Source organism: Ornithinimicrobium carbonis (assembly GCF_977012275.1).
Window position 1 is genome coordinate 18,198 of record NZ_OZ348993.1, and the last position, 17,712, is coordinate 35,909.

Annotated in this window: 15 protein-coding genes; 7 read left to right on the forward strand and 8 right to left on the reverse strand. The window is 73.9% G+C overall.

Features of this window, described 5'->3' with window-relative positions:
- Positions 1–17 precede the first annotated feature (17 nt).
- On the forward strand, positions 18–1,874 hold the full coding sequence (locus ACWHYA_RS00070; protein ID WP_425940066.1) for a glycosyltransferase: 1,857 nt from the start codon (positions 18–20) through the stop codon (positions 1,872–1,874).
- 104 nt (positions 1,875–1,978) lie between these two features.
- On the forward strand, positions 1,979–3,469 hold the full coding sequence (locus ACWHYA_RS00075; protein WP_425940064.1) for a glycosyltransferase: 1,491 nt from the start codon (positions 1,979–1,981) through the stop codon (positions 3,467–3,469).
- On the opposite strand, the gene ACWHYA_RS00080 is transcribed toward ACWHYA_RS00075, so the two are convergent.
- Together ACWHYA_RS00080 and ACWHYA_RS00085 are read right to left on the reverse strand one after the other, a co-directional pair.
- Positions 3,453–4,811, reverse strand: coding sequence for a glycosyltransferase (locus tag ACWHYA_RS00080; protein ID WP_425940063.1), 1,359 nt, complete (start codon positions 4,809–4,811; stop codon positions 3,453–3,455). The genes ACWHYA_RS00075 and ACWHYA_RS00080 overlap by 17 nt on opposite strands.
- A gap of 54 nt (positions 4,812–4,865) precedes the next feature.
- Complete coding sequence (locus ACWHYA_RS00085) at positions 4,866–7,079, reverse strand: RecQ family ATP-dependent DNA helicase (RefSeq protein ID WP_425940062.1); 2,214 nt, start codon at positions 7,077–7,079, stop codon at positions 4,866–4,868.
- A 147-nt stretch (positions 7,080–7,226) separates the two neighbouring features.
- Between ACWHYA_RS00085 and ACWHYA_RS00090 the strand changes: the two genes are divergently transcribed.
- The 3 genes from ACWHYA_RS00090 to ACWHYA_RS00100 all read left to right on the forward strand — a co-directional run bounded on the left by ACWHYA_RS00090 (position 7,227) and on the right by ACWHYA_RS00100 (position 11,343).
- Positions 7,227–7,940: an HAD family hydrolase gene (locus ACWHYA_RS00090; RefSeq protein ID WP_425940060.1), complete on the forward strand. Its 714-nt coding sequence runs from the start codon at positions 7,227–7,229 to the stop codon at positions 7,938–7,940.
- A gap of 146 nt (positions 7,941–8,086) precedes the next feature.
- Positions 8,087–10,639 carry a glycoside hydrolase family 65 protein gene (locus ACWHYA_RS00095; RefSeq protein WP_425941004.1) on the forward strand — a complete coding sequence of 851 codons (2,553 nt, stop codon included), beginning with the start codon at positions 8,087–8,089 and terminating at the stop codon, positions 10,637–10,639.
- A 128-nt stretch (positions 10,640–10,767) separates the two neighbouring features.
- Positions 10,768–11,343: a hypothetical protein gene (locus ACWHYA_RS00100; RefSeq protein WP_425940059.1), complete on the forward strand. Its 576-nt coding sequence runs from the start codon at positions 10,768–10,770 to the stop codon at positions 11,341–11,343.
- 84 nt (positions 11,344–11,427) lie between these two features.
- Here ACWHYA_RS00100 and ACWHYA_RS00105 read toward each other — a convergent pair whose 3' ends face one another.
- Entirely contained in the window at positions 11,428–11,820 is a 393-nt protein-coding gene (locus tag ACWHYA_RS00105; protein ID WP_425940057.1) for a LysM peptidoglycan-binding domain-containing protein, read from the reverse strand.
- A gap of 235 nt (positions 11,821–12,055) precedes the next feature.
- Between ACWHYA_RS00105 and lexA the strand changes: the two genes are divergently transcribed.
- Entirely contained in the window at positions 12,056–12,811 is a 756-nt protein-coding gene (gene lexA / locus ACWHYA_RS00110; protein ID WP_425940055.1) for a transcriptional repressor LexA, read from the forward strand.
- A gap of 132 nt (positions 12,812–12,943) precedes the next feature.
- Here lexA and ACWHYA_RS00115 read toward each other — a convergent pair whose 3' ends face one another.
- The 5 genes from ACWHYA_RS00115 to ACWHYA_RS00135 form a co-directional block, all read right to left on the reverse strand.
- Positions 12,944–13,279 carry a PRC-barrel domain-containing protein gene (locus tag ACWHYA_RS00115; RefSeq protein WP_425940053.1) on the reverse strand — a complete coding sequence of 112 codons (336 nt, stop codon included), beginning with the start codon at positions 13,277–13,279 and terminating at the stop codon, positions 12,944–12,946.
- Between the two features lie 111 nt (positions 13,280–13,390).
- Positions 13,391–13,993: a PRC-barrel domain-containing protein gene (locus tag ACWHYA_RS00120; RefSeq protein WP_425940052.1), complete on the reverse strand. Its 603-nt coding sequence runs from the start codon at positions 13,991–13,993 to the stop codon at positions 13,391–13,393.
- Positions 13,994–14,040: 47 nt separating this feature from the next.
- Positions 14,041–15,036 carry a Sir2 family NAD-dependent protein deacetylase gene (locus ACWHYA_RS00125; protein ID WP_425940050.1) on the reverse strand — a complete coding sequence of 332 codons (996 nt, stop codon included), beginning with the start codon at positions 15,034–15,036 and terminating at the stop codon, positions 14,041–14,043.
- A gap of 187 nt (positions 15,037–15,223) precedes the next feature.
- A complete protein-coding gene (locus ACWHYA_RS00130; protein ID WP_425939997.1) occupies positions 15,224–15,913 on the reverse strand; it encodes a universal stress protein in 690 nt (229 codons plus the stop codon).
- Between the two features lie 16 nt (positions 15,914–15,929).
- Positions 15,930–16,475 (reverse strand): hypothetical protein, encoded by a 546-nt coding sequence (locus tag ACWHYA_RS00135; protein ID WP_431473613.1) that lies wholly within the window; start codon positions 16,473–16,475, stop codon positions 15,930–15,932.
- 291 nt (positions 16,476–16,766) lie between these two features.
- Between ACWHYA_RS00135 and ACWHYA_RS00140 the strand changes: the two genes are divergently transcribed.
- Positions 16,767–17,696 (forward strand): LysR family transcriptional regulator, encoded by a 930-nt coding sequence (locus tag ACWHYA_RS00140; protein WP_425939993.1) that lies wholly within the window; start codon positions 16,767–16,769, stop codon positions 17,694–17,696.
- The last annotated feature ends 16 nt before the right edge of the window (positions 17,697–17,712 follow it).

Consider the following 17,712-nt stretch of genomic DNA (forward strand, 5'->3'; position numbering starts at 1 on the left):
GACCGTAGGGTGGCGCCATGCCGCCAGCACCGCCCCCCGGCCGGGACGAGATGCTCGTCCTGGTCGTCACCCCCTGGTACCCCACGGCGCAGAACCCCGTGTGGGGCACCTTCGTCCGTGACGCCGTGAAGACCCTCGGCCGGCACCTCGACCACCGCATCCAGGTCGTGCACGTCGACGGCAGCGAGCTCACGGGGGCCGAGGTCGACCAGGGACGGGGCGAGGGCCAGAGCTGGAGCGTGGACGAGTCCCGCCCGGAGGCCGACGTGCGCGTGGTCCGCCGGCCGATCCCGTCCGACGCGCCCCGGTCGACGGCGATGGAGCTGCACCGGGAGGCGCTGCAGGAGCACGCCGGCGACCTCCTCCAGCGGGCCACCCACGTGTCGGCCCACGTGGGCGGCCCGACGGCCGCGGCGGTCGCACCCCTCCTGCCGCACCGCACCCGATTCACCATCGTCGAGCACGCGACCTACGTCCGCGGCCTCTTCGCCGACACCTCCGCCGCGGTGCAGTACCGGGCCGCCGTCGCCCGCGCGGCGCGGGTGATGGCCGTGAGCGACGCGACGGCCGCGACGCTGCGCCGGCTGTGCCCCCAGCAGTCCGACATCATCTCGGCGGTGCCCAACCCGGTCGACGTCGACGCGCTGCCCCTGCGCCCCGCCTCCACCGGCCGGCGCGACCGCTGGCTCTTCGTGGGCAACCTCGTGGAGCGCAAGGGGGTGCGCCTCCTGCTCGAGGCGTTCGCCCAGGAGATGCAGGCCGGCGCGGTCGGTCGCCCCGGGCTGCACCTCACCCTCGTGGGGGACGGCCCTCTGCGCGAGGAGCTGGAGGGCCTCGTGCGCGCGCAGGGGTTGACGGACAGGGTGACCTTCCTCGGCCAGGTCGCCCCGCACGAGGTCCCCGCCCACTACGGCGACCACGACGTGCTGGTCCATCTCTCGGCCCACGAGACCTTCGGCCTGACGCTCGTCGAGGCGGCGGCCTCCGGCCTGCCCGTCGTCGTCACCCGCTCCGGCGGACCGCAGGAGACGATGGTCGTGCCCGAGGGCTTCGGCACGTGCGTCCTCCTGCCCCCGGAGACCACGCCGGGGCAGGTGCGGGAGGCGGTCGCGCAGGTGCGCACCGACGCCCCGCCGGAGGACCTGCGCACGGTCCGCGACCTGCTGCGCACCGTGTACGGCCAGGAACGCTCGGCCGACCTCCAGCACCGCTACGTCCTCGGCACGCCCCCCGCCCGGCCGCTGGCGACCCCTCTCGACCTGAGCCTGCTCCTCATCTTCCAGGGCCCACGCCAGTGGCAGCGGCTGCGCCACGGCGCCGACCGGGCCGCGGACCTGGGGGTGCGGGTCACCGCGGTCGACCTCGAGGACCGGGTCCGGCAGCTGCCCGCCGGCGTGACCGTGCTGTCACCGGGGGCCCCGGAGCGCTACAACCTGCTGCGGCAGGCCGAGCGGACGGTCGTGGACCGGCTTCCGCGAGCAGCCCTGCGTGGTGCCGGCGCGGTCCTTCCCCACCTTCCCGACCGGGCGGCCCGCCCCGGGCTCCGCGCGCTCACCGCGGCCGAACGGCTCCAGCGGCGGGCGTCCGCCTTCTCCGAGGAGAAGGTCTACGGGCGGGTATGGCGTGTCGTGCGCGGTCAGTCCGTCGCCCGCCGCGTGCAGAGCCAGCCCGAGCTGGCCCGGCTCGAGCGGTTGGACGCCCTCGTGCACCTCGGCGGGCGGATGACCCAGCTCGCCTACCGGGAGGCGGTCCGGCACCCCGAGGCCGTGGTCCACGTCGGTGCCTTCAGCGCCACCCACCTGGCACGGTGGTGGCTGCACGCCCACGCGCCGGACGCGACCGGCGGGTCGGCCGCAGCGGGTGCCCAGGAATGAGCGTCCAGGAGACGTCACCCGCACCGGCACCGGCACCGCCTGCCCCGCAGGGCCAGCCGGTGCCGGACCCACCAGGCCGCGGTCGCCGCCCCCACGTGGTCCTCGTGGCGTTCTACTTCCCGCCCTCACGGGCCAGCGGGGTCTACCGCATGCTGGCGCTGGCGAACCACCTTGCACGCACCGGGTGGGAGGTGACCGTGGTGACCGTCACGGAGGACTTCTACGAGCGCATCACCCGGTCGGGCGACCCCTCCCTCGTGGACGCCGTGGACCCCCGGGTACGGGTGGAACGGGTGCCCCTGCCGATGAGCCACCTGGAGACCGACCTGCGCCGCTACGGCTGGTTCAGGGGCAACTACCCCGGGCTGCACCGGCGCGTGGTCCGCCGGCTCACGACGGCCCTCTGGTGCGACCAGTACGGCCCGTGGGTGCCGGGCGTCCTGGCCCGGCTGCTGCAGATCCACCGGCGTCACCCCGTCGACGTCACCCTGGCCACCGGCAACCCGTACAGCGCCTACCAGGCCGTCTGGGCCCTGCGCCGCACGACCGGGGTCCCGTACGTGCTCGACAGCCGGGACTCCTGGACGCTCAACCTGTTCACCGGCGAGATGGCCTTCCGCGAGGGGCACGCGGCCCTGACCTGGGAGCGCCGGACCTTCGCCGACGCCGAGCTGATCACCTTCGTCAACCGCCCGCTCCTGGAGTGGCACCAGGAGCAGTACCCCCAGGACGCCGGGCGGATGATGGTGGTGGCCAACGGCTACGACGCGTCCGGCGTCTCCGCCCTGGTGCCCGGGTCGACGGGTGACGTGCCGGACCCCACGGTGGACGTCTTCCTGTCCGAGGAGGCGGAGCGGGCCTACCGCACCCTGGAGCCCGACGTCGAGGACGTCGAGGATGATGAGGACGTCGAGGATGTCGAGGTCATCGGGGACGACGAGGACGACGACCCGGGCGAGGTCGGTGCCTCCGACGGGCTCGGGCCCGTCCACCTCGGATACGTAGGAACGCTGACCGCCAACCAGCCGCACCCGGCCGTGTGGGAGGGGTGGCGCCGCGCCAAGGACGCCGGCCGGCTGCCGGGGGCCGTGGTCGACCTCTACGGGCACCTGGGCTTCTTCGGCGTCAGTGCGGCCGTCCGCACCCTGCTGCCCCTGGCCGATGCCACCCAGCAGGTGACCTGGCACGGGGCGGTGGAGAAGGCGGACATCGCCAACGCGTACGCGACCCTCGACGTCCTGGTCATGATCGTGGCCGACTCCCCCTACGTCACCAGCGGCAAGGTGTTCGAGTACATGTCCACCGGCAAGCCCGTCCTGGGCCTGTACGAGCCCGACTGCGCGGTCGCCGAGGTCCTCGACGACTACCCGCTCCTCGTTCGCACCCGGTCCCTCGACCCCGACGACGTCGCCGACGCCTTCGTGGACGCGGTGGCGCTGGCCCGTTCGGTCACCCCGGAGCAGCAGGCCCGGGCACGGGCCCACGCCACCCGGTTCGAGCGCACCCGGCAGCTCGAGCCGCTGGAGCGTCGCCTCCGGGAGATCGTCGACAGACGCGCCGGCTCCCGCGCGTCACGCCTCACCGGTCGCCGCTGAGGCTCCCGCCGGCAGAGCCCGCACCGGGAGCACGACCGGTCGCCGTCGAGGCTGCGGCCAGCAGAGCCTGCACCCGGGGGCGCAGCTGGGCCTCCCGCGCGAAGGCGGAGCCGTACCGCGCGGCCGCCTCCCGCGTCGCCCGGTCGGTGGTGCGGGCGGCGTGCGCGGCCGCCTGCAACGCGGCCGCCACGCCCTCCGCGGACAGGTCGGCCGCCGGGAACCACAGCGGGTACCCCCTCAGCACGTCGGCGGCGGCGTTGCCGGGGTCGTGGACGGAGACGACCGGCAGGGCGCTGGCCATGTACTCGTACACCTTGCCGCTGGTGACGTAGCGCCCGGTGCCGAGGATCAGCAGCACCACGTCGAGCTGCTCGTAGACCTGCGCCACCGCGGTCCGGGACACCGGTCCGCGCAGCACGACGCCGTCCTCACCGGTGAGAACGGGGGTGTCGGGGTCTGGCGCGGCGTAGTGCCCCGCCCAGCCGTAGACGTGGGCGGTGGCCCCGGCGAGCTCCGGCGAGCGGGAGCGGGCCAGCACCCATCCCCGCCGGAACGCCTCCACGGGCACCTGGCGCGACATCGTGCCCAGGTAGCCGAACCGCAGCGGTGCGTCCGCGGCGGGCGGGTCCAGCCGCGGGCCCGGCGCGAAGGCGGCGTCCACGCCGTTGGCCACGACGTGCATCCGCCCGGCGGCCCCCGGGTGGTGGGCGGCGTGCCAGGCCCGCAGGGGCTCGTTGACGAACCAGACCTCCAGGGCCCCTCGCAGGAGGGCCTTCTCGGTGCGGTCCACCCGGCTCCCCCGACGGTGGGTGCGACGCCCGGAGAAGACGTCCAGCTGCCAGGCGTCGCGGTGGTCCACGACGTAGGGCACCCCGTGCTCGCGGGCCAGCACCCTGGGGGCGGCGAGGTCGACGTAGGGGTTGACGGTGGCCACGACCAGGTCGACCGGGCGCTGCGCGTGCACCTCCCGGGCCGCGGACTCCAGCGTGGCCCGCCATGGTCCGTAGCCGGACTCGGGGAAGGGTATGCGGTCGAGCCGCTTGCGCACGTGCCACCAGACCCGCGGCAGGGCCCTGCGCGCGAGGGGCCAGCGCGAGCGGTCGGGCTCGCGGGCGGGCCACTCGAAGGGCAGGCGGCGGACCTCGATCCGCGGGTCGACGTGCTCCTCCAGGGCCGGGTCGACGGCGGTGTACCGCTCGAAGGCCTCTCGCTCGGCGGTGAGGACGGTGACCTGCGCACCGCCCTGGGCGAAGGCGTTGGCGGTGGCCAGCGCCCGGTAGACCCCTCCGCTGCGGGCCGGGGGGAAGCCCCAGGCGACGTAGAGGACGTGGGGACCGGTCACGGGCGTGAGGCTACCGGCCGGCCCGCGCCCCCGGCGCCCACCCGGTGGGACCTCTCACGCCTCCAGGGCCAGCACGAGCGGCAGCACCGCGTCGGCACCGGCGAGCCGCAGCTCGCGGGCCGCCACCGTGAGCGTCCAGCGGGAGTCCACGACGTCGTCGACGAGCAGCACCGGCCCGCGGGCCTCGGCAAGCGCTGCCCGCAGCTGCGGCCCGACGCCCACCCGGCCCCAGACGTTGGCCAGCCGGAAGGCGCTGTTGCCGCCCGGCTCCCCCACGGGGCCGCCGTGCACGAGGTCCAGGCTGCCCAGCAGGGGCAGGCGGCCGATCTGGCTGATCTGCTCCGCGAGGGAGCCCACCACGGCGGGGCGACGACGCGACGGCATCGCCACGATCCCGACGGGGCGCTGCCCCCAGTCCCACCCGGCGAGAACCTGGACCACGGCCCGGGTCACGTCCTCCGGGACCGGCTGGCCCGGGGTCAGAGCCGGCCCGAGCTCGGGGTCGTCCGGCACCTCCGGGTCGGGGCGCGACTCCCCGGCCGCCAGGACCGCCCGCAGCCGTTGTCCCCAGCCGAGGTCGGAGAGCCGGGCCAGAGCGCGGCCCACGCCGGCCTGCTCCTCGGGCCGGATCTTGCCCTTGACGTCCACACCCAGGCGCGGCATCCCCGTCGGCCACTGACCCCGCGGCTCGACGGGCACGCCGACCGACCCCAGCCGGTCCTTGGCGGACCCGACGGCCTCCGCGGGGATGTCCGTGGGGAACCAGGTGCCGGCGCAGCGGTCGCACCGGCCGCACGGCTCGGCGGTGCTGTCGTCCAGGCACTCCTGCAGGAACGCCATCCGGCACCCGTCGGTCTGCTGGTAGCCCAGCATCAGCTCGGCCTCACGCACGCGGGCCTCGGCGACGCGGGTGTAGCGCTCCTTGTCGTAGACCCAGGGCTGGCCCGTGGCCGTCCACCCGCCCTGGACCTTGGCCACGGCCCCCTCGACGTCGAGCACCTTCAGCAGCAGCTCCAGCCGGGTGCGCCGCACGTCGACGACGGTCTCCAGCGCCGGCGTCGACATCGGTCGGCCGGCCTCGGCGAGCGCCGTCAGCACGGCGTCGGCCTGGTCCTGGCGCGGCATCGAGACGGTGGCGAAGTAGTTCCAGATGTCGCGGTCCTCCGAGCCGGGCAGCAGCAGCACGTCGGCGCGCTCCGTGGCACGGCCGGCACGACCGACCTGCTGGTAGTAGGCCACCGGCGAGCTCGGGGCGCCCAGGTGGACGACGAAGCCCAGGTCCGGCTTGTCGAAGCCCATCCCCAGAGCGCTCGTGGCCACCAGCGCCTTGACCTGGTTGTCCCGCAGGGCGCCCTCGAGCCGCTCGCGCTCCTCGGTGTCGGTCCGGCCGGTGTAGGCCGCCACCTCGTGCCCGGCCCCGCGCAGGGCCTCGGCCACGTCCTCGGCCGCGGACACCGTGAGGCAGTAGATGATGCCGCTGCCGGGCAGGGTCCCGAGGTGGGCCAGCAGCCACCCCAGCCGCTGCTCGGGCGTCAGCCGCGGGAGGACGCCCAGCCGCAGCGACGCCCGGGCCAGCGGCCCGCGGATCGTGCGCACCTGGGACCCGCCGACGCCCAGCTGCTCGACGACGTCGTCGACCACCCGCTCGTTGGCCGTCGCCGTCGTCGCCAGCACCGGCGTCCCCTCGGGCAGTGCGTCCAGCAGGGTCCGGATGCGGCGGTAGTCGGGGCGGAAGTCGTGGCCCCAGTCGGAGATGCAGTGGGCCTCGTCGACCACGAGCAACCCGCAGCGACGGGCCAGGTCGGGCAGCTGCTCGTCGCGGAAGCGCGGGTTGTTCAACCGCTCCGGGCTCACGAGGAGGACGTCGACCCGGTCCTCCGCGAGGGCCTGGCGGACCTCGTCCCACTCGGTGGCGTTGGCCGAGTTCATGGTCACGGCCCGGACCCCGGCCCGGCCCGCCGCGGCGATCTGGTCACGCATCAGGGCCAGCAGGGGCGAGACGATCACCGTCGGGCCGGCCCCCTGGGCGCGGCGCAGCGCGGTGGCCACGAAGTAGACGGCCGACTTGCCCCAGCCGGTCCGTTGCACGACCAGCACCCGTCCGCGGTCCTCCACCAGCGCCGTCACGGCGTCGAGCTGTCCGTCGCGGAACCGGGCGTCGTCGCGCCCGACGAGCCGCCGCAGCGCGTCGTGCGCCTGCTCGTGCAGCTGCTCCCGGGACCGCGGAGGGCCCGGGGTCTGGTCCACGTCTGCCTGGGTGGTCGTCATCCCCCGACCGTAGCCGCCCGGGCCGACAGCCCCGACCGACCGTGCACAGCCCCTCCCCCCTCCGCGGCCGTCCCGAGCCGCCGCCCGGGCACGACGCGGCCGGGCGATCCCACCCCCGTCCACGGTCCGTCCCCTACGCTGGGCCGGGTGAACTGGGACACCGTCGACGCCGCCCTCCTCGACCTGGACGGGGTGATCACCCCCACCGCCGAGGTCCACATGCGGGCGTGGGAGGTGATGTTCACCCGTTTCCTCGACGAGCTGCCCGAGGAGCAGGAGCCCTACACCGACGACGACTACTTCGCCCACGTCGACGGGCGGCCCCGCTACGAGGGCGTGGCCACCTTCCTGGCCTCCCGCGGCATCGAGCTGCCCCAGGGCGACCCGTCCGACGACCCGGACGAGCGCACCGTCTGCGGGCTGGGCAACCGCAAGAACGACCTGTTCAACGAGGTCCTCGAGGAGGAGGGCATCGAGCCCTACCCCGGCTCGGTCCGTCTCCTCGACGAGCTCGCCCGCCGGGAGGTGGCCATGGCCGTGGTCTCCTCCTCCAAGAACGCCGTCGAGGTGCTGAGGACCGCCGGCCTGGCCGACCGCTTCGAGGTCGTCGTCGACGGCGTCGTCGCCGCCGAGCAGGGCCTGGCGGGCAAGCCCGAGCCCGACACCTTCCGGTATGCCGCCGAGCGGCTCGGCGTGGACCCCGCCCGGTGCGTGGTCGTCGAGGACGCGGTCTCGGGCGTGGCCGCGGGAGCCGCGGGCGGCTTCGCCCGGGTCGTCGGGGTCGACCGCGGGGTCGGTGCCGCCACCCTGCGCGAGCACGGTGCCGACGAGGTCGTCACCGACCTGGCCGACCTGGTCTAAGCACACCCCCTCCGTCCGGTCACGGCCACCGCCCACCAGCCCCGACGCACCCACCGCATACCTCCCCCCTCCCCGTCCCACCCCCTGGAGCCCGCGTGCAGACCGACTCGACCAACTGGCACCGCCCGCCCGAGCCCGTCGACCCGATGGACCGCACCCGCTGTCCCGTGGACCCCTGGCGCCTGGTCGAGAGCACCTACGACGACTCCGACCTGGGGGTGAGCGAGACCCTGTTCGCCGTGTCCAACGGCTACCTGGGGCTGCGCGGCAACGTCGAGGAGGGGCGCGACACCCACACCCACGGCACCTTCGTCAACGGCTTCCACGAGACCTGGCCGATCCAGCACGCCGAGGAGGCCTACGGGCTGGCGCGCGTGGGGCAGACGATCGTCAACGTGCCCGACCCCAAGACCATCAAGCTCTACGTCGACGACGAGCCCCTGCTGCTGGCCACCGCCGACCTGGAGACGTACGAGCGCGTGCTCGACCTGCGGGCGGGCCTCCTGCGGCGGGAGGTCGTCTGGCGCACGAGCTCGGGCAAGCGGGTGCGGATCAGCAGCACCCGGATGACGAGCGTGGAGGAGCGCCACCTGGCGGTGATGACCTTCGAGGTCGAGATGCTCGACGGGGACGCCTCCCTCGTCATCTCCAGCCAGCTGCTCAACCGGCAGGACGGGTCGGACGAGTACCACGTGCGCTCCGCGGCCATGGGCGAGGGGTTCGACCCCCGCAGGGCCGAGAGCTTCGCCGAGCGGGTCCTCGACCCCCGGCTGCACGAGGAGCGCGACGGGCGGCTGCTGCTGGGCTACCGCACCCACAACTCCCGGATGACGATCGCCACGATGGTCGAGCACCAGCTGGAGACCGAGGACCCGGTCCGTGCGGACGCCGTCGTCGAGGAGGACCTGGCCAAGCACGTCTACCGCATCGAGGCGAGCCGTGGGACGGTGGTCCGGCTGAACAAGCTCGTCGCGGTGCACACCTCCCGGGGGGTGCCGGCGCGCGAGCTGGCCGACCGCTGCGGCCGGACGCTGGACCGCGCCTCCGAGCGCGGCGTGGCCGCGCTCCAGGAGGAGCACGCGCGGACGTGGGAGCGGTTCTGGGCCGAGTCCGACGTCGAGGTCGACGGGCTGCCGGACGTGCAGCAGGCGGTGCGCTGGAACCTCTTCCAGCTCGGGCAGGCCTCCATGCGGGCCGGGGGCCACGGCATCGCCGCCAAGGGCCTGACGGCCTCGGGCTACGGGGGGCACTACTTCTGGGACACCGAGTGCTACGTCCTGCCCTTCCTCACCTACACCCACCCCCAGGCGGCCCGCAACGCGCTGCGCTTCCGGCACGGGATGCTCGACGACGCCCGCCGCAGGGCCGCCGAGATGGCGCAGTACGGCGCGCTCTTCCCCTGGCGCACGATCAACGGTCACGAGGCCTCGGCCTACTTCGCGGCCGGAACCGCGCAGTACCACATCAACGCCGACATCGCCTACGCCCTGATGAAGTACGCCCGGGCCACCGGCGACCGACAGTTCCTCGTCTCCCAGGGTGTGGACCTCCTCGTGGAGACCGCCCGCCTGTGGGCCGACCTGGGCTTCTGGCAGGTCAACGGGGACAAGTCCTTCCACCTGCACGCGGTGACCGGGCCGGACGAGTACAACACCGTGGTCAACGACAACTTCTTCACCAACGCGATGGCGCGCCACAACCTGTGCGCGGCGGTGGAGGTGGTGCGCGACCTGGAGCGCAACGACCCCGACGAGCTGCGCCGGGCGAGTGCCCGGCTGGGCCTGCAGGAGGTCGAGGTGGTCGAGTGGGCCCGCGTCGCCGAGCAGATGCACATCCCCTTCGACGAGGACTTCGGCATCCACCCGCAGGACAGCCAGTTCCTCGACCGCGAGGTCTGGGACCTGGAGGGCACCCCCGCCGACCACGCCCCTCTGCTCCTGCACTACCACCCCCTGGTCATCTACCGCTTCCAGGTGCTCAAGCAGGCCGACGTCGTGCTGGCCCTCTACCTGCTGGGCGACCGCTTCAGCCAGGAGGAGAAGCGGGCCGACTTCGACTACTACGACCCGATCACGACCGGGGACTCCTCGCTGTCGGCCGTCGTGCAGTCGATCATCGCCGCGGAGGTGGGCTACCACGAGCTGGCGCTGCGGTACTTCTACGACGCGCTCTTCGTCGACCTCGCCGACCGGCACCGCAACGCCGCCGACGGCGTCCACGTGGCCTCCACCGGCGGGGTGTGGAGCACCCTCGTCGGCGGGTTCGGCGGCATGCGCGACCACCGGGGCCGGCTCACCTTCGACCCCCGCCTCCCCCAGGAGTGGACCGGCCTGACCTTCCGTATGCGGTGGCACGGCTCGCGCCTGCGGGTGCGGCTCACCCAGGACGCGCTGACCCTCTCCGTCGAGGTCGGCGATCCGGTGGAGGTCGAGGTGCGCGGCGAGACCGTGCGGGTCGGGACCGCCCCGGTGGAGGTGCCGGTGGACGGCCAGGGACCACGGATCGAGGGTGGGCCTGCCCCGCACCAGGGTGGTGAGTCACCCAGCCGACGCGCTCCCGAGCCGGACACCGGCCAGGAGCCCGGGCCGACCACCGACCAGGGTCTGGAGCACTCCCCCGGCGTGGTGCCGCACAGCTGGTCCCACGAGCTCGACGACCCGACCGGGCCGATCCCGGTGCGTCGTCCGGACACGCGCTGACCCGGTGATCCGGGCCCGGTTCCCCTGCGCCGGAGGGTGGTCGGAGCGCCGTCCTGCGGGGGGTCCGAGCGCCCAGGCCGCGGCGTTCTGATTGGGCCGCCCGGTCCCGGTGTGGTCCGATAGAGGGTATGAGCGACCCGACATCGATGCCCTTCCAGGACGACGAGCGCCCGCAGGACAGGGAGTCGCTCTACGAGGGCGAGCGGCCGGCCGCCACCGACCAGGACCCCCTGGACCACGACCCGACGGCGCCCGCGTCGGACGAGGCCGGGCCCGGGGCGGGCCTGCTGCCCCCCGCCGAGACGCAGACCGACCTGCTGGCCGCACGGGTGGAGGGGCCCGACGACCACGAGGGGATGACGGCCCTGTGGCGCGAGACGATGGGCCTGGAGCACTGGTGGTTCATCGCCGTGGGCGAGGAGGGGCAGGAGTCGCCCGCCGCGGCCCAGATCGCCGGCCAGATGATGCTGCTGACCTTCACCAACGCCGAGCGGGCCCGGCACTTCGCGGTGCAGAACGGGATGATCGACGCCGATGAGGACCTGCGGGCGATCGCCCTGCCGCCGCCCGAGGTCGTCCAGTCCGACGACGCCTACGTCCAGGCGGGGATCGCGGGCCTGATGTTCGACCCGCACCTCACCGGCTACTTCATGCCCTCCGAGCAGCTCTCGGTCGTCTGGAACGCCATCCGCTCCAGCTCCTGACCAGCGCGGTCCTGCGCAACGGCCGGGCGGGCTCACGTCGGCAGCCCCAGCTCACGTCGGCAGCCTCAGCTCACGCCGACGGCCTCAGCGGCCGGGGATCACCAGCTCCTGGCCTGCGGCCACGCTGGTGGTGCTCAACCGGTTGGCCCGCTGGATGTCCACGATCGCCTGGCTCAGCGGGACCTCCGGCAGCTGCTCGGCCGCGATCTGGCTCAGGGTCATCCCCGGCTCGACGGTCACGGCCGAGCTCGCGCCCGCCGGGCCGATGGCGTTCAGCAGCGAGGCGAAGGCCAGGACCAGCACCAGGGCGGCCGTGGCGGTCAGCGTCAGGCGACCACGACGGGTCAGCCGCAGGGGGCTCGTGGCCGGGCGCCGCTCGTCGGCGCAGACCAGGCGCAGGTGGCCACCCGGGCGGGCGACCGTCCACGGTGCGACCGTCCCGGACAGGGGGTGCAGCTCGGCGGTGGCAGTGCTCATGGTGGTCCTCCTCGGGATCATCCTGCGACATGCGTTCGATAGGACGTCTGTCCTATTGATAGCACGCGCGTACGACTTTGTCGACACGCCGGTCGAACACATGTTTGCCCCGGGGCCGCTCGATCCGTACGCTGTGTGCATGTCAGGTACTCAAACACCGACCACTGACACACCCTCTGACCTGGCCTGACGGCCAGGCCCTGGCAGCCAGAGGGAGACGGGGACGGAAGGACGCATGGCCACGATCCACGAGATGCCCGACCGGGACGGCGGGGCGCAGCTGACCAACCGGCAGCGACGCGTCCTCGACGTGATCCGGGACTCCGTCGACGCCCGGGGCTACCCCCCGAGCCTGCGCGAGATCGGTGAGGCGGTCGGCCTGACCTCGCCCAGCTCCGTCGCCCACCAGCTGAAGATGCTCGAGCGCAAGGGTTTCCTGCGGCGCGACCCGCACCGCCCGCGCGCGATCGAGGTCGTCGTCCCCGGGAGCGAGAGCGGCTACCGCCGCACCCCTTCCGACGGTTCTGCCGACGCTCGCGGCCCGGTGGCGTCCGACGCCGGCGAGCGCCCCCTCGCCGGTACCTACGACGAGACCGGCATCGGTGACTCCCGTCCCGAGGCGTCCTACGTCCCGGTCGTGGGCCGGATCGCGGCCGGTGGTCCGATCCTGGCCGAGGAGGCCGTCGAGGACGTCTTCCCCCTGCCCCGCCAGATCGTGGGCGACGGAGAGCTGTTCCTGCTCAAGGTGGTCGGGGACTCGATGATCGACGCCGCGATCTGTGACGGGGACTGGGTGGTCGTGCGCCGTCAGCCGACGGCGGTCAACGGCGACATCGTCGCCGCGATGCTGGACAACGAGGCCACGGTCAAGACCTTCAAGCGGGGCAAGGACAAGGTCTGGCTCATGCCCCACAACCCGGCCTACGAGCCGATCGACGGCGACCACGCCGTCGTCCTGGGCAAGGTCACGGCGGTGCTGCGCCGCGTGTGACCCTCGGCGGGACACCTCCATCCACCGTGCCGCTGCCACTGCACGGGTCCCACCGCCACCCACGACGCCGCCCCCTCGACCGGGGCGGCGTCGTGCTGTCCGGGTCCTGTCGAGCTGCGCCGGGTCCCTGCCTCAGGTCGCGGGGGTCTCCCCCACCTCCGGCGCGTAGTAGTCGAACAGGTCCTGCTCGTCGTTCTCGCTGAGGTGGCCGCTGATGTCGATGTCCGGAGCGTCCTTGATCATGGCGCTGGGATAGGGGACACGGATCTGGCCGTCGACCAGCTCGGCCGTCGACAGGGGCACGAAGATCTTCCGGCCGCCGAACCACCCGGTGCGCACGGTGATCCAGGCCGCCTCCCCCGTGCCGTTGTCGACGTAGACCTGGCCGAGGGAGCCCACCTTCTCGCCGTCCTGGTCCACGACCTCGGCGTCGTACAGCGCCTCGAGCTGCTCCTGCGAGATGGTCACGTCAGCCTCCTCCGACCCGCCGTACCCGCCGGCGCGGATGCGCGACGGGTGCCCAGCACCATACCCAGCACCTGCTCCGCGGAGCCGCAGGCGGCCCCGGGACCCGCACCCTCAGGACCGCGGCGGCCTGCCCTCGTGGCGCCGCAGCCTCCCTGGCCGTCCGGGGCCGCTCGTGGGACCGCCGCGAGGCCCCTCGGGGCGGTCCTGCCCGCTGGGGTAGGCGACGTTCTCCGACGCACCGGTCACCGCCTGCTCCGGGGAGAGCTCGGCACCGTCGGCGTGGTCCTCCTCGACCGGCTCCTCGCCGACGGACCGCCCCGACCCGGTCCCCGCGAGGCCGACCGGCCGGGGTCCGTCCGGACCTGCGGTGGACGCCTCGGGCGCGACGGTGCCGTCGCCCAGCACGAGGCCGTAGTGACGGAACAACCGGTCCTGCTCCACCTCGTCCAGGTGGGCGTCGGCGTCGACCGTCGGCGCGTCCTTGATCTCCTGGCGGGTGTGCGCGACGCGGACCGTGTCGCCCTCGACCTGGGCACCGACGAGCGGGACGAGACTCTCCCGCGCACCGAACCACCCGGTGCGCACCGAGACCCACGCCGGCGCGCCGGTCTCGTCGTCCAGGTAGACCTGCCCGACGTCGCCGAGCCGGTCGCCGTCGACGGTCATCACGTCGGCGTCGTAGAGCATGGCGATCGTCTCCTGGCTGCTGTCCATCGCGCCTCCTCGTCCCGGGCCGGCAGGGATCCGGCCCTGAGGCGATATCACCAGGGTTCGGGCCCGTCCGCATCCCGAGGGAGGTCGAGTCCCTCGACGACGTCGTCCAGCAGCCGCGGCAGGACGTCCTGCAGCAGGCTGTCCACCTGCACCGTCGTCTCCGCCCAGCCACGGGTCTCGCCGCGGGTGACGACCGCCACCGGGATGCCCTCGCGGGCGGCGCGGCGCACGAACCGGTAGCCGCTCATGACGCGCAGCGAGGACCCGAGCACGAGGAGGGTGCCCGCCCCGGCGACCATCTCGTACGCCCGGTCGACGAGCTCCCGCTCCACCGAACCGCCGAAGAAGACGACGTCGGGCTTGAGGGCGTCGCCCCCGCAGACCAGGCAGCGGGGCGGCCGGAACCGCGAGACCAGCTCCTCGGACACGACGATGTCACCGTCGGGGCGGACCTCGGCGCCGTCGTGGACGAGCGCGCCGAAGCCGGGGTTGGCCTGGGCCAGCCAGGTGTGCACCTGGTCGCGCTCGTACGGCTCGTCGCAGTCGAGGCAGACCACCCGGGCCAGGCTGCCGTGCAGCTCGAGGACGGACCGGGCACCGGCCTCCTGGTGCAGGCCGTCGACGTTCTGGGTGATGACCCCGGTGACGACGCCCACCTGCTCCAGGGCGGCCACGGCCCGGTGGGCGACGTTGGGACGGGCCGCGGCGAAGCGTTCCCAACCGCTGAACGCCCGCGCCCAGTAGCGACGCCGCGCCTCCGCGGACCCGGTGAACTCCGCGTGCTGCATCGGCTGGACCCGCCGCCGCCCGTCCGGCCCCCGGTAGTCGGGGATGCCCGAGGCCGTGGACATGCCGGCGCCCGTCAGGACCACGACGTCGCCGTCGGCCACCAGGTCGCGCAGCACCGCGTAGCGCTCCTCGTCCACCGGGGTCCGCGGCGGCAGGGTGAGCGCGGTGTCGACAGGGCCGGGGATCAGCGGGGCGCGACCCTCGGAACCGGGAAGCGGCCGGCCGAGGGCGCGCACCCTGGCCCCGTTCTCCATACCTCCATCATCACCGACGCGAGAGGTATGCCGTGCACGCCGTCCCTCGCGCCCGGCGGCGTCGCCGCGGGCGCGCCCATGGCGGGCCCGCGGCGGGCCCGCGGACGCGCCGATGGCGGGCCCGCGGGCCCGCCATCGGCGGTGGAGACTGCTGACGTCCGGACGACGGTGCTCGGACGGTCGGCGTTCAGACGATCATCACCGGGGAGGTGGCCTCCTCGGCCACCGCCGCCGCGGTGGGACCCCGGGCGAGGACGATGAGCTCGGCCTTCGCGTCGTGGGTGAGGACCTCGGCGACCGGGTGCCCGTACCGGCCGGCCCGGACCACCAGGAGCGGGCGCTCGTCGCGCTCCGCCCGCAGCCGGGCGGCCGTGACGACCCTCTCGGCCTCCTGCTCCGTCCCGCTGGCCACCGCCACGACGGGTGCCTGCGGGTCCACCGTGGTGGGTTCCCACCCGGTCGGCACGAGCACCAGGGTGCCGGTGCCGTCGTGGACGAGCCTGCGGGCCGTCGATCCGAGCCGCATCCCCCGGAAACCTCCGGACCCGCGGCGCCCGACGACCGTCGTCGCCCCGGCATCCGGTCCGACGGCGTCGACCGCCCGGCCGATGGTTCCGGCGGGGCAGGGACCCTCGTCCGCGGGAGCCTCCAGGACCAGCTCGGGACGAGCCTGCGGGTCCGACCGGCGGGCGCCGTCCCGGGCCCGTTCGAGCAGTGCCCGTCCGACGGCCCGGCCGGCCCCGCTGTCGTGGACCAGGACGAGCCGGGTCCCCTCCGCGGAGGCCTCCGCGGTCGCCCAGGCGACCGCGGAGGCGGCGGAGGCCGACCCGTCCACGCCCACCAGCACCGGACCCAGGGCCCGGACCGTGGCGCTCACGACCCGACCGCCGATCTCAGCGCAGGAAGCGCGAGGGAGAGACCCGGGCCCACCACTCGCCCAGACCCAGGAAGGACCAGGACGCCGGGACCGTGGCGATCACGACCATGACCAGCACACCGCTCAGGTGGTCATCCAGCACCGGGTTGTTCACCATCGGCAACGCCGCCAGGTACATGAACAGGTACATGAACGCACCCGCCACCGCACCCACCCGGGCACCAGCACCCAGCATCAACGTCACACCGATACCCAGCAGACCCGCCATGAACAGCACGTCCCACACCACACCACCGGCCATCGCGTTGAACACCCCCGCGAACGGACCCTCCACCCCCGAGAGGTACCCCGTCGTCGGCGACCCACCGTTGACCACCGCCCGCTCCGCCGGCGTGGCAAAACCCAGCCCGAACAGCTTGTCCAGGAACGCCCACAAGAACGTGAACCCGAACGCGATCCGCAGCACACCCAACGCATACCCACCCGCCGTGGGCAGGTAGTGCTTCTCACCCACCAGACCATCCAGGTGGGGGTCGACCCTGATCTCGCTACGAGCAGTCATGACAGCCAGCTCCTTCTCTCATCGTGTTCCGCTTGGCTGACACCACCCTCCCAAGAACACGACCCCCCGTAGTAGAGGCACAGGTCCACACCCGGACAGGACCAAGGTCCCCACCCCCACCACCCACACGGACCCCACCCCACCCGCCACACGGTCCCCACTCCCACCGCCGACACGGACCCAACCCCCACCCGCCACACGGCCCCCACCCCTACCAGCCACCCACCCCGCGGAGAGGGTCGACGGGGACGCGCCGGGGACGCGGAGGACGACGCTCGGTAGGATCGGGACATGCTGGACGCTGCAGGGCTGCGGGTCATGAGGGCCATCGCGCAGGAGGGGACCTTCACCGCCGCCGCGCACGCGCTCGGATACTCCCAGCCCGCCGTCTCCCAGATGGTGCGCCGGCTGGAGGAGCGCACCGGCACCGTCCTGGTCGAGCGCAGCGGACGCGTCGTGCGGCTGACCGAGGCCGGGCAGGTGCTCGCCCGGCACGCCGCCCAGATCCTGGAGGCCCTCGAGCGGGCGGAGGCCGACGTCGCCGCCATCGCCGGCCTGCAGAGCGGGGTCGTGCGCCTCATGGCCTTCCCCTCCTCCTCGGCGACCCTCGTCCCGCGGGCGCTGGCGCTGCTGCGGCGCGAGCACCCGCACATCACCGTGAAGTTCACCGAGGCCGAGCCGCCCGAGTCGCTGGCCGCCATCCGCTCCGGGGACGTCGACCTGGCGGTCGCGTTCTCCTACGAGGGCACCGACCCCGGGCGCGGGGTGGACGACCTCGCCGGGCTGGAGGTCATCGACGTCCTCACCGACCCGGTCATGCTCGTGCTGCCCAAGGACCACCGCCTCGCCGGGCAGGAGGAGGTCGAGCTCGCCGACCTGGCGGCCGAGACGTGGATCGCCGGCTGCCCCCGCTGTCGTGGCCACCTGCTGGCCCTGTCCCACCAGGCGGGGTTCCAGCCCGACGTGACCTTCGAGACCGAGGACTACGTCGCCGTCCTGGGGCTCGTGGCCGCCGGCCTGGGGGTGGCCCTCGCGCCCCAGCTGATCCTGCACTCGGTGTCCCACCCCGACGTGGTCGTCCGACCCGTCTCACCACCCTCGCGCCGGGTCGTGCAGATCGTCACCACCCCCGACCTCAAGCGGGTCCCCTCGGTCGCCGCCCTGCTCAGCGCGCTGTGCACCAGCGCCCGCGCGCTCCAGGTGGAGCAGCCCGTCCTCTGACCGGTGGCACCGGCCC